At 73.1% G+C, this 11,709-nt stretch carries 9 protein-coding genes and 1 pseudogene; 7 read left to right on the top strand and 3 right to left on the bottom strand.

All coding sequences use genetic code 11. The annotated features are described in order from the left end of the window. Window positions 1-702 precede the first annotated feature (702 nt). The 4 genes from VR45_RS09925 to VR45_RS09940 are packed head-to-tail and all read left to right on the top strand — an operon-like array spanning window position 703 to window position 6,394. A complete protein-coding gene (locus VR45_RS09925; RefSeq protein WP_078896381.1) occupies window positions 703-3,831 on the top strand; it encodes a non-ribosomal peptide synthetase in 3,129 nt (1,042 codons plus the stop codon). Between the two features lie 36 nt (window positions 3,832-3,867). After that, the gene (locus VR45_RS09930; protein ID WP_045939318.1) at window positions 3,868-4,836 is read left to right on the top strand and encodes an ABC transporter ATP-binding protein; all 969 of its coding nucleotides are present in this window, start codon (window positions 3,868-3,870) and stop codon (window positions 4,834-4,836) included. Then, window positions 4,833-5,606, top strand: coding sequence for an ABC transporter permease (locus VR45_RS09935; RefSeq protein WP_045939319.1), 774 nt, complete (start codon window positions 4,833-4,835; stop codon window positions 5,604-5,606). Before VR45_RS09930 ends, VR45_RS09935 begins: the two co-directional genes overlap by 4 nt. Further along, entirely contained in the window at window positions 5,603-6,394 is a 792-nt protein-coding gene (locus VR45_RS09940; protein ID WP_078896382.1) for an ABC transporter permease, read from the top strand. The genes VR45_RS09935 and VR45_RS09940 overlap by 4 nt, the downstream gene beginning before the upstream one ends. 68 nt (window positions 6,395-6,462) lie before the next feature. Here VR45_RS09940 and VR45_RS46800 read toward each other — a convergent pair whose 3' ends face one another. Next, the gene (locus VR45_RS46800; RefSeq protein ID WP_045939321.1) at window positions 6,463-7,245 is read right to left on the bottom strand and encodes a thioesterase domain-containing protein; all 783 of its coding nucleotides are present in this window, start codon (window positions 7,243-7,245) and stop codon (window positions 6,463-6,465) included. On the opposite strand from VR45_RS46800, the gene VR45_RS09950 reads away from it, so the two are divergent. The 3 genes and pseudogenes from VR45_RS09950 to VR45_RS09965 all read left to right on the top strand — a co-directional run bounded on the left by VR45_RS09950 (window position 7,244) and on the right by VR45_RS09965 (window position 9,885). Next, window positions 7,244-8,122, top strand: a complete 879-nt coding sequence (locus VR45_RS09950) for an SPASM domain-containing protein (protein WP_107084145.1) — start codon at window positions 7,244-7,246, stop codon at window positions 8,120-8,122. The two genes, VR45_RS46800 and VR45_RS09950, sit on opposite strands and share 2 nt — an antisense overlap. Window positions 8,123-8,180: 58 nt before the next feature. Beyond that, a pseudogene (locus tag VR45_RS50520) lies at window positions 8,181-9,249 on the top strand (FAD-dependent oxidoreductase). A gap of 90 nt (window positions 9,250-9,339) precedes the next feature. Further along, complete coding sequence (locus VR45_RS09965) at window positions 9,340-9,885, top strand: hypothetical protein (RefSeq protein ID WP_045939325.1); 546 nt, start codon at window positions 9,340-9,342, stop codon at window positions 9,883-9,885. Between the two features lie 83 nt (window positions 9,886-9,968). Here VR45_RS09965 and VR45_RS09970 read toward each other — a convergent pair whose 3' ends face one another. Both VR45_RS09970 and VR45_RS09975 read right to left on the bottom strand, forming a co-directional pair. Then, on the bottom strand, window positions 9,969-11,015 hold the full coding sequence (locus tag VR45_RS09970) for a MupA/Atu3671 family FMN-dependent luciferase-like monooxygenase (RefSeq protein ID WP_045939326.1): 1,047 nt from the start codon (window positions 11,013-11,015) through the stop codon (window positions 9,969-9,971). Window positions 11,016-11,053: 38 nt separating this feature from the next. Continuing rightward, on the bottom strand, window positions 11,054-11,709 hold a 656-nt coding region (locus VR45_RS09975), incomplete at its 5' end, for an LLM class flavin-dependent oxidoreductase (RefSeq protein WP_045939327.1).

Genomic DNA, 11,709 nt, shown 5'->3' on the forward strand with positions numbered 1-11,709 from the left:
ACCGAGCCCGGCGGCCGAACCAGGCGGCCGTTGCCCGCCGGTAAGCGCCGTTTCCCCGGAACGGGCCGGTTCCCGGGCCGAGTTGCCGATTTCCCAGGACCGTCGGCGGGAAATTCGAGCGGGCAATACAGGATTCCCACAAACTCCGCACCGGCCCGCCGCAGAAGCCCTGCCGCCGCGCCCGGCCGCAGGCTGCTCGGGATCCGCGACCGCAGGCGGCGGGCGGCCCCGCGGCGCCCGGCGACGGCGGGCCACCGACCCCGGCGACCCCGCCGGGAGGCGGCCGGGCAGCCTTCCTCCGTGCACGGCCCGACCCGGACCCCCCGCAGGTGGGAGCCCCTTCGACGACCGGGAGCGGCCCCCGAATCGGCTCTAGCGGCTTCGCCGGACGGCGTGTATGGTGACGATCGATCTTGAGGTGCATCGGTCAGGTGGGACCCGCGCAGGGCTCCACCGGACCGGCCACGGGGATCGCGCCGAAGGGGGCACATTTTCGGCGCCAGCGACATCGGGGATTACGGGGAAGTCCTGCGCGCCGACCGGCGCCGTACCCGGGACCGTCGATGAATGCTGTGAGTTCGCAGGGGGGGCACACCTGTCGGTCCGTCGACCGCCGGGATTTTCCACACCCTCAGGGTCGACAGAACTACGGGGATTCCCTATGTCCCCGGGCAAGACAATGTGGGGTAACGGGTGGGTTTGATGAGAGACGACTCCGGTCCTGCGGAAACCGGGGCGAACCGCAAGGAGCATGCCCAGTGGCTGCTCCACCGACTGACTTCCGGACGATCCGGTTCGAACATCCCGATCGCTTTCCGAGTGCCCGGAGCACTCGATCCGAAGGCGTTGCGGGAGGCCGTCGAGGCACTGATCGCACGTCATGCCGCGCTGCGCACCGTCTTCTTCGAGGAGGCCGGTGAGCTGCGGCGATCGGAGTCGCCGCCCGGCCGCACCACGGTCGGAGCGACACCCCTGGCCTTCGACGAGGACACCCTCGACCAGGTCCTGGCGGAATTCGCGACCGAGGCTTTCGACCTCACCCGCGGACCTCTCCTGCGGGTCGGCCACGGCCGATCGCCGAGCGGTTTCTCGGTGGTCTGCCTGGTCGCCCACCACATCGTTTTCGACGGCGTTTCGGCCGGCATCCTGCTGTCCGAACTCACCGACCTCTACGACCGTTTCACGACGCCCGGCGCCGACGCGGCGGAGCCGCCCGAGGAGAGCCCCCGGTTCACCGACCCGGAGCCCGAGCGGGCCGACCTCGACCACTGGCTCGACCGGCTGCGCGCGGTGGACCCGGCCGGCATGCGGCTGACGACCGCCGGCGATCCCGACGCCGAGCTCTTCGCCGGCGGCCGGGTGGACCACACCCTCGGCCCCGAGGCCGTCGCCGCCGTCCGCACCCTCGGGCGGACCCTGCGCGCCCCCGACAGCACCGTCCTGCTGGCCGCCTACTACCTGCTGCTCCACCGCCACGGCGCCGCCGCCGACCTGGTGGTCGGGGTGCCCACCGACAGCCGGCGCGGCCCGGCCCGGGACCGCGCGGTCGGCTTCCACGTCAACACCCTGCCGGTGCGGATCGGGATCGAGCCGGAGCTGGGCTTCGGCCACCTGGCCACCCGCACCCGGGACGCCTTCCTCACCGGCCTGCGGCACTCCGGCGCCTCCTCCGAATGGATCCTTCCCGAGCTCGGGCTCACCCACTCCGACTGGTCCGCGCCGCTCTTCCGGCACATGTTCAGCTTCCTTCCGACGGCGTCCTCCGAGCGGACCGTCGGTGGCCTTCCGATCGTCCCGATCGAGGTCAGGACCGGGCTCAGCAGGCTCGACCTGGAACTGACTGTGCGGGCCGGGGCGGAGGGCTTCGGCACCACCCTGGTGTTCCGCCGCCAGGCCCACACCGAGGCCGGCGCTCGGGCGCTGCTGGAGCGCTACGAACGCCTCCTGGTCGCGGCCGCCGCCGACGTCCTGGCGCCGCTGGACCGGCTCCCGATCGCCCCCGCGTGGGAGCTCGGGGCCGTCGCCGCCGCCAACGACACGGCCCGCACCGACAGCGGCCCCGACACCGTCCTCGGCGCGGTGCTGCGGCAGATCGCCCTGACGCCGGAGGCGGTGGCGGTCCAGGACGGAGCGGAGCAGGTGCGCTACGCCGAACTCGGCTCCTGGGCCACCGGTCTGCGCGAACTCCTCGCCGGAGCCGGGGTGCGGGCCGGCGACGTGGTCGCCCTCGCGCTCCCGCGCGGCGCCCGGCTCGCCGCGGCCGTGCTGGCCTGCTGGTCGCTCGGGGCCGCCTACCTGCCGGTGGACGCGGCGCAGCCCGCCGCCCGGCTGGAGGGCCAGCTGCGGGAGGCCGCCCCCCGCGTGCTGCTGGCCGAACCGGGCGGGACCGACCTGCCGGTCCCCCCGGGCTGCCGGGTGCTGCGGCCGGAGGACGGCGCGGACCGGGCCGACCGCACCGACCTGCCGGAGCCCTGCGCCCCCGCCGACCGCTGCTACCTGATCTTCACCTCCGGCTCGACCGGGCGGCCCAAGGCCGTCGAGGTGTCGCACGCCAACCTGGCCAACCTGGTGCGGGACTTCGCCGGGCGGGTGCTGGGGCCGGGCGCGACGGCGCTGTGGTCGACCACCTTCACCTTCGACATCTCGGCGCTGGAGCTGTTCGTCCCGCTCGCCTCCGGCGGCCGGGTCGTGGTGGCCCCGCCGCGGGCGCAGCACGACCCCGAGGCGCTGCTCGCCCTCGTCGAGGAGCACGCCGTCGGCGTGGTCCAGGCGACCCCGACGGCCTGGCGCCGGATCCTGCCGCTGGCCGGGGACCGGCTCGCCGGGCGGGTGCTGATCAGCGGCGGTGAGCCGCTTCCCGCCTCGCTGGCACGGGAGTTGACGGCCCGCGGCGGCCGGGTGCTGAACGCCTACGGCCCGACCGAGGTGACGATCTGGGCGACCGTGGCAGAGGTCGGCGACACCGACGGCGGCACGGTCTCCATCGGCACGCCGCTGGCGAACACCGTCGCCCGGGTCGCCGACGCGCACGGCGAGGAGCTGCCGCTCGGCTGCGCCGGCGAGCTCTGGCTCGGCGGCGCGCAGGTCGCCACCGGCTACCTGGACCGGCCGGAGCTGACGGCCGAGCGCTTCGTCCGGCACCCCGTCGACGGCCGGATGTACCGGACCGGTGACCTCGCGCGCCGGGAGCGGGACGGCAGCCTGGTGCTGCTCGGCCGCACCGATCGCCAGATCAAGCTGCGCGGGCACCGGATCGAACTCGGCGAGGTCGAGGCGGTGGTGGAGGCGCTGCCCGGGGTGGAGGCCGCGGCCGCGGTCCTGGACGGCGACCCGAGCGCGGACGGCCTGATCGCCGTCTACGTCAGGACCGCCGACCCGCAGGGGATCGCGGACCGGATCTGGGCGTTCGCCCGCGAGAACCTCCCCCCGTACGCGCTCCCCGGCCGGATCTCGGTCGTGGAGGAGTTCCCGGAGACCGCCAACGGCAAGGTCGACCACAAGGCCCTGGCCACCGTGGCCCACCGGGCCGTGCCGCCCGCCCCGGGCGGCGCCCCCGCCGACGGCGCGGAGTCCACCGACGGAGCGGAGTCCGCCGCCGGGGCCGGCCCGGTGGACGAACTGGTCCGGCTGTGGCGCGAGGTGCTCGGCGACGACCGGCTCGACGCCGCCTCCAATTTCTTCCTCAACGGCGGGAATTCCCTCACCGCCGCCATGCTGATTCTCGACATCCGCGACACCTTCGACGTGGAACTCCCCCTCGACGTGATATTCGAGGCGGCGACCCCGAACGAGCTGGCCGAGGCGCTTTCCGCTTACCGGGCCACCGCCTGACCGCGGAACCGACTTGGAACGAAAGGACACCCCTCAGTGATCGAGGTAAAGGACGTCAGGCGCACCTTCGCGAAGAAGGCGAAAAGGAAGGACAAGGGCGCGGGCAGCGAGACGGTCGCGCTGGCCGGCGTCTCCCTTTCGGTGGCGAAGGGCGAGACCCACGGAATTCTCGGCCCGAACGGCGCCGGAAAGACCACGCTGGTGAAGATTCTCAGCACCATGCTGCTGCCGACCTCCGGCGAGGCCCGGGTGGACGGCCTGGACGTCGTCACCCAGGTCCGGGAGGTCCGCCGCCGGATCGGCATCGTCTTCGGCGGTGACCACGGCCTGTACGACCGCATCTCCGCCCGGCAGAACCTGGTCTTCTGGGCCACCATGTACCGGGTCGAGCCCGACCAGGTGAAGCGCCGGGCCGCCGAGCTGCTGGAGCGGGTCGGCCTCGCCGACCGCGCCGACGAGCCGGTCGAGGGCTTCTCCCGCGGCATGCGCCAGCGCCTGCACCTGGCGCGCGGTCTGATCGGCGACCCGTCGGTGCTGTTCCTGGACGAGCCGACCATGGGCATGGACCCGATCGCGACCAGGGACTTCCGCCAGCTGGTGAACGAGCTGCGGGCGGAGGGCCGGACGATCCTGATCACCACCCACGACATGAGCGAGGCGGAGATCCTCTGCGACCGGGTCACCCTGGTCGACCGGGGGCGGATCCTGGTCACCGAGCCCACCGCGACGATCGGCCAGATGCTCGGCCGGCACGACCGGATCGACGTCACCCTGACGCCGGAACAGGCCGCGGTGCGGGAGGCGCTGTCGGTACTGCCGGCCGTCGACCGGATCGACACCCTGGAGGAGACCGGCGTCCACCGGGTGCACGTGCACACCGCGGAGGACGTGGCCGTGGTCCTCGGCTGGCTGCTCGACCAGGGGGTCACCTCGGTCCAGACCGGCCGGCCGAGCCTGGAGGAGGTCTATGTCCACCTGGTGGGCGAGCGGGGGCTGACCGTATGAGCCTGCGAGTCGTCGGCGCCGCCGCCAAGGTGCAGTGGAACACCAGCATGCGGGCGCCCGAGCACATGCTGATCGTGATCACGGCACCCATCTTCTCGATCATCTTCCTGTCGATCGTCCAGCAGGCCGAGCGGCCCGACCTGATCGCCAACGCGATCCTCGGCACCGGTCTGGTCGGCATCTGGTTCGTGGCCATCGACGTGGCCGGCGGCGTGATCCAGAACGAGCGCTGGATGTCGACCCTGGACCTGGTGCTCGCCGCGCCGCGCGCCTTCGCGCTGGTGGTCTGCGGGCGCATCCTGCCGGTCATGGCGATCGGGTCGTTCACCCTGGTCGAGTCGTGGCTCGTGGCCTACCTGGGCTTCGACGTGGAACTGCCGATGCGCCACCCCGCGCTGGCGGTCCTGGTCCTGGTCCTCACCCTGCTCGCGACGGCCTGCACGGCGACCATGCTGGCCGCCCTGTTCGTCCTGAGCCGGGACACCATGATCTTCCAGAACGCGCTGAGCTACCCCTTCTACATCCTCGGCGGACTGGTCTTCCCGCTCTCGATGCTGCCGGGCTGGATCCAGCCGGCCGGCCGACTGGTCTTCCTCTCCTGGGCCGCCGACCTGCTCCGGGACTGCGCGGGCCAGGACCAGGTGGACAACCTGCTGCCGCGGCTGGGAGCCCTCGTCGGGCTGGGCGCGGTGGCCCTCGGACTTGGCGTGGTGCTGATCGGCAAGGCCGCCGACCGTGCCCGCCGGACAGGCTCGGTGAGCAAGGCATGAACCTGCATCGTGTGATCGCCAACGCCGCGGTGGTCGGCTTCGCGGAGCTGCGCACCATGTACCGGCTGCGCACCTGGCTGTTCGGCTGGGTGCTCCGACTGGCCAGCCAGGTGGTGTTCTTCGCCCTGATCGGCGAGCTGGCCGGCTCCCGCGCCACCACGGACTACATCCTGCTGGGCAACGTCGTCTCGGTCATCGCGCTCGAATCGACACTGGTCATCACGTCCGCGGCGCTGGAGCGCTACCAGGGCACCTACGCCATGCTGATCGCCTCGCCGACCGGCATGGGACAGGTCTACCTCGGCCGCGGACTGCACTGGATCGTGGCCGGACTGGGCAGCTCCAGCGTGGTGCTGGTCCTGGTCGGGGTGATCTTCCGCCCGGACTGGGCCTGGCCGGCCACCCTGCTGGTGCCGTTCTGCCTGGTCCTGGTCGGGATCAGCTCCTACCTGTACGGGACGGTGCTGGCCTCCGGCGCGCTGCGCTACTTCAAGTACCGCTGGCTGTTCCTGAACCTGGGCTACCTGGTGCTGATGACCTTCGGCGGTGTGAACGTCCCGGTCGACTTCTGGCCGGCGCCGATCGAGTGGGCCGCCCAGCTGCTGCCGCTCACCCACGGCCTCGCCGCGGTCCGGACGCTCACCGGCGGCGGTCCGCTGGCCACCGCGGGCGGGCAGGCCCTGCTCGAACTGCTGGTCGCGGTGGTGTGGGGCTCGCTCTCGATGCTGTCCTTCGAGCGGCTGGCGAGCCGGGGCCGGCGCGACGGCTCGCTCAACTACACCTCGTGAGGGGGTCGCTCCTCGGCCGCGCGGCCGAGGAGCGACGGCCGACCGAGGAGCGACGGCGTGGGCCGGCCTCAGGAGGCCGGGACGGCCAGGGTCTCCAGCAGGAGGTCGTGGCACTCCTGGGAGGCGAGCAGCTCGCTGTGCGAGCAGTCCACCGACCGGACGGCCACCGGCAGCGGCGCCCAGTACTCCTCGGCCCGCTCCCGCAGCTGCGCGGAGACCAGGCACTGCACCGGCGCCGCGAACTCCAGCGGCCGGTGCACGGTGGAGGCTGCGACGAAGCGCAGCCAGGACCCGCAGCGCGCCACCAGGGTCCCGGCCAGTCGGTCCCGGACCGGTCCGGCCGCGCCCCGCGCACCCAGGAAGGCCTCGACGAAGCGGCGCACCGCCGCTTCCAGCAGCACCAGTCCGGCATCGAGGTCGCGGACCAGCACGGGGACGGCGGCCGCCCGTTCGGCGGGGACGTCGACGCCGAGCGGCGCGTCCTCGCGCCAGCCGAGGTCCCGCAGGGTCCGCTCGAACTCGTAGCCGACGTGCTCCGAGCGGGCGGGTACGGTGTCGAACAGCACCACCCGCTCGACCGGGCTGCCGAGCCGGCGCAGCCGCTCGGCGAGGGCGAGGGCGAAGACGCCCCCGACGCAGTAACCGAAGATCATCCGCGGCCGGTCGGCCGCGGGGTCGGCCCCGCCCAGGTAGTGCTCGACGAAGGCATCGGTGTCCAGCGCGGGCAGCGGGCGGCCGTCGAGCCCCGGCGGGCGGAGCCGCTTCAGCTCCAGCCCGGGCAGCCCGCGCCGGGCGAAGGGGCGGAAGCTCTCCTCGCCCCCGGGCCCCCCGAAGTCCAGTGCCCAAATCATGCCGGGCCCGATTCCACCGGCTTCCGTGGTTTCATGCATTAATTTCCCCAATGACAAAAGGACTGTGCTTCCACAGTGCTTCATCGGGGTCGACCCGGTCAACTTCCCGACCGCATCAGCAATCAATTCCGGAGGATTCGTGAAAGACGTTCTCGAAGTTTCGTCGCCGACCGTCGCACTGCCGCTCGTGGTGGAGATCGAGGTCAACAGCAGGTGCAATCGGCGGTGCGGTTACTGTCCCGTCTCGATTCTCCCGAACCCGCCCGTGCCGCATTTCATGGAGCGCGAGGTGTGGGACAAGCTGATGGACGAGCTGGTCCGCATCGGGTTCACCGGCCGGATATCCCACCACTTCTACAACGAGCCGCTGCTGCGCAAGGACCTGGAGGTCCTGATCGCCGACGCCAGGGCGCGGCTCCCGCAGAGCCGGCAGATCCTCTTCACCAACGGCGACTACCTCACCGACGAGCGCTACGAGAGCCTGATCGCGGCCGGCATCGACGAGCTGATCGTCACCCGGCACGACTTCGTGCCGGTCCCCGAGCGGGACAAGCAGGTCGTGCAGATGCCGACCGACCTGGAGCTCTCCAACCGCGCCGGAGCCGTCTACGAGATCTCCAGCGCCGTGGACCTGCCCTGCTTCGCGCCGACCGAGATGCTCGTGGTCACCGTGACCGGCGATGTCGTCATGTGCACCGAGGACGCCTGGCGCAAGACCGTCGTCGGCAACATCATGACCCGCCCGCTGGACGACATCTGGGCCGACGAGCGGCTCGTCTCCCTGCGCCGGGCCCTGGAGGCGGGCGACCGCGAGTCCAATGACCTGTGCCGCGGCTGCGACAACCGGAACTACCCGGTGGCCGGCGTCTCCCCGTGATCCCCGGCCGTCCCCGGACCAGCCCGACGCGAGAAGCGAGCTTTTGATGATTGGTCAGATGAAGGTAGACGTGGCGGTCGTGGGCAACGGCCTGATCGGCCTGTGCTCGGCCGTCGAGCTCCGCCGGGCCGGCCGCACCGTCGCCCTCCTGGGCGGCCCCACGGACGGCCGGGCCTCCACCGCGGCCGCGGGCATGCTCACCCCCGCCTGCGAGTACGACCCCTGGATGCCCTCGGAGTTCCTGGACCTCCTGCGCGACGGCCTGGCCCGCTACCCGGAGTTCCTGGGGGAGTTCGGCCTCACCGCGGCGGAGGTGGGGTACCGGTCCACCGACTTCACCCTGGTCGACCTGGCCGAGCGGACGGAGAGCCTGCGGCCGCGGATCGAGTGGATGACCGCGGCCGGCGTGGACTGCGAGTGGGTCGGGCCGCGGGACCTCTGCACGCTCGAACCGGCGCTGACCCCGCGGGCCCACCACGGCGCGATCCGGATCCACGGCGAGGCGGTGGTCAACCCGCGCGCGCTGCTGTCCGCCCTGGAACGGACCGCCGACCGGCTGGGCCGCGGGCACGGTGGGCGCCGAACGCGTGGTGGTGGCCGCCGGCTCCTGGAGCGGCCAGGTCGGCGAGCTGTTCGGTCTCTCCCTCCCGGTCTGCCCGGTGAAGGGCCAGATGCTGCGCCTCAGCGGCCCGCCCGGACTGCTGAACAGCGTGGTCTTCATGCCCAGCGGCGGCTGCGGCTCGATCGTGGAGCGCTCGCCCGGCCAGTACGTGGTGGGCACCAGCGAGGAGTACCTGCGGCCCGAGGCCGACAACACCGCCGGGGTGGTCGCGGCCATCCTGAGCCGGCTGTGCACCGTACTGCCGGAGGCCGCGGACTGGCCCGTCGAGGAGATGTGGAGCGGCTTCCGCCCGATGACCTCGGACGAGCTGCCGATCATCGACCGGCCCGGCGACGGCAGGGTGGTGGTCGCGACCGGCCACCATCGCAACGGCGTCCTGCTGGCGCCGATCACCGGGCGCCTGGTGACGCGGCTGATCGACGGCGAGCACCCCGGGGCGGACCTCTCCCGCTACCGGCACGGCCGCACGCTGCGCCCGCACACCCGCTTCGCCACCAAGTACTGACCCCGGCCCGTCCCACCCCCCGCCGGCCCGGCGCGGACCGGCCGCGCGGGGGGAACGACCGTTCCGGAGAGCTGGAGAGCTGGAGAGCTGATGAACACTTTCACCGTGGAGCCGGGCACGCTGGAGCCGGGCGAGGCCGAGGCGCTGCGGGCCTGGACCTCGGCCCGCCTCGCCGATGTCGAGGCCTGGGCCGTCCGGCGCCATGTCGCCGTCCCGCCGGCCGTGCTCGCCGAGGCCCGCCGGGGCTGGGTCTCCGGCACCACCGCCGGGGAGCACCCGGTGGCGGAGCGGGAGCCGGAGCCGGCCGCCGTCGACTGCTCCGCCCTCGCCGCCGCGCTTCGCGAGGACCTGCTGCTGTACGCCGCCTCGTTGCACGACGGCGGGGTGGACCGGTTGACGCTGGTGGTCGTGCCCGGCCTGGCCGCGAGCGTCTACCGGCCGGACCGCAAGCGCCTGTTCCTGCCCGACTGGCTGGCCGACCGGCCGCCGCGCACGCTGTTCCGGAGCACCGGGCTGTTCCCCCGGGAGCTGCCGGTCACGCTGTCCTGGCTGTTCTTCCAGAGCCTGGTGCTGACCGAGCCGGACCGGCCCACCGGTCCGGTCGCCCATGTGCTGGACATGCGCGAGTCCGACTGACCGCCGGACGACAACGGGTGTGCGGCCCGGAGGAGCTCTCCTCCGGGCCGCACACCCGTGCGTGGTGCGCGGTGCGCGCGGCGTCAGCCGGCGACGGCGCGGGCCAGTTCGGCCAGGCGCGGCAGGCTCGCCAGCACCTCGTCGGTGGGGACGCCGAAGTCGATCAGGCAGGCGATCTCGTCGACGCCGGTGCCGGCCAGCCGCTCGGCCAGGGCCGCCGCGGTCTCCACCGTGCCGAACAGGCCGTGCCGGTCGAAGTAGCGCTCGAAGGCCTGGCCGACCAGGAAGTCGAGGTCCCGCTCGGACAGTCGCGACAGGTCCGGCATCCGCCCGCCCGGGCGGGCCAGCAGGCCGGTCAGGTGCAGCGAACTGCGCAGGTAGCGGGACATCGGCCCGCGCACGGCGGCGCGGACCCGGTCCACGTCGTCCCCGAGGAAGGTGTGCAGCATCAGGGTGACGTGCCCGTCGCCGCCGTCACCCAGCGGGCTTGCCCGGTACGCCTCCCGGTAGAGCCCGATCCGCTCGGCCAGGGTGTCGAGGTCCTGGCCCAGCAGGTGGGTGAGCAGCCCCGCCCCGAGCCGGCCCGCGGCCACGAAGGTGTCCGGGTTGCCGGAGGAGGTGAGCCAGACCGGCAGTTCGGCCTGGACCGGGCGCGGGTACACGGTGATCTCGCTGTCCTGCCCGCCGCCGTCGCGGCGGGTGACCGTGCCGCCCGCCCAGAGCCGGCGGACCTCGGCGATCCGGTCCTCCGTCAGCTGCCGGCGGTCGGCGTAGTCGTCGGGCGCGAGGACGAAGTCCCGGCTGTGCCAGCCGGAGGCGAAGGAGACGTCGACCCGGCCGCCGGAGATGTTGTCGACGAACGCCCACTCCTCCGCCACCCGGATCGGGTCGTGCAACGGGAGCACCACGCTGCCGGCCCGGATCCGGATCCGGTCGGTGGCCGCGGCCAGCGCGGCGGCGGTCACCGCCGGGTTCGGGTAGAGGCCCCCGAAGGGGTGGAAGTGCCGTTCCGGCGTCCAGACGGCGGTGAGGCCCTCGCGGTCGGCGAACCGGGCGCCCTCCAGCAGGAGGCGGTAGGCGTCCGCCGCCGAGCCCTCCTCGGCGGCGAAGTAGCTGAGACTGAGTTGCATGGCGGGACTCCCCCAGTGGTGCGGATCTGACGTGCGGCTCAGGCGGCCGGGCCGGCGGCGGGGACGAGCGAGGCAGCCTCGGCGAGCAGCGGCAACTGGCCGAGGTCGGCCGGGTTGTTGATCTGGACGTACCAGTGCGCGGCCCCGGCGTCCCGGTAGGCGGTCAGGGTCTCGGCGATCTCCTCGGGCGTGCCGACGGCGCCGTAGCCGCGGATCTCCTCGACCGGCTCGCCGGTGTCGAGGACCCTGGCGGCCAGCTCCCGGGTGTCGCGTCCGACGCACAGCACCACGGCGGCGGTGACGGTCACCTCCTCCGGGGCCCGGCCGACCTCGGCGCAGGCCTTCGTCAGCCGGTCGATGCCGGCGGCGACGTCCGCGGGGGCGCCGAAGGGGATGTTGAACTCGTCGGCGAAGCGGGCCGCGAGCAGCGGTGTGCGGCGCTTGCCCTGGCCGCCGACCAGCAGCGGGGGCCGGGGCCGCTGGACCGGGCGGGGCAGCGCGGGGCAGCGGTCGATTCCCGTCCGCAGCCCCTGGTAGGACACTTCGGTGCCCGGTTCGGCGGCCCACAGCCGGGTGACGATCTCCAGGGTGTCCTCCAGCCGGTCGAACCGCTCGGCCACGCCGGGGAACTCCAGTCCGTAGGCCTGGTGTTCGCGCTCGTACCAGCCGGAGCCGACGCCGAGGGTGAGCCGGC

The sequence above is a fragment of the Streptomyces sp. NRRL S-495 genome (genome assembly GCF_000966955.1).
In the GTDB taxonomy this organism is placed as follows: Bacteria; Actinomycetota; Actinomycetes; order Streptomycetales; family Streptomycetaceae; genus Kitasatospora; species Kitasatospora purpeofusca.

Coding starts and splice junctions, on each gene's coding strand:
- VR45_RS09925 (WP_078896381.1), top strand. CDS start 703: ATGAGAGACGACTCCGGTCCTGCGGAAACCGGGGCGAACCGCAAGGAG.
- VR45_RS09935 (WP_045939319.1), top strand. CDS start 4,833: ATGAGCCTGCGAGTCGTCGGCGCCGCCGCCAAGGTGCAGTGGAACACC.
- VR45_RS09940 (WP_078896382.1), top strand. CDS start 5,603: ATGAACCTGCATCGTGTGATCGCCAACGCCGCGGTGGTCGGCTTCGCG.
- VR45_RS09950 (WP_107084145.1), top strand. CDS start 7,244: ATGCCGGGCCCGATTCCACCGGCTTCCGTGGTTTCATGCATTAATTTC.
- VR45_RS46800 (WP_045939321.1), bottom strand. CDS start 7,245: ATGATTTGGGCACTGGACTTCGGGGGGCCCGGGGGCGAGGAGAGCTTC.
- VR45_RS09965 (WP_045939325.1), top strand. CDS start 9,340: ATGAACACTTTCACCGTGGAGCCGGGCACGCTGGAGCCGGGCGAGGCC.
- VR45_RS09970 (WP_045939326.1), bottom strand. CDS start 11,015: ATGCAACTCAGTCTCAGCTACTTCGCCGCCGAGGAGGGCTCGGCGGCG.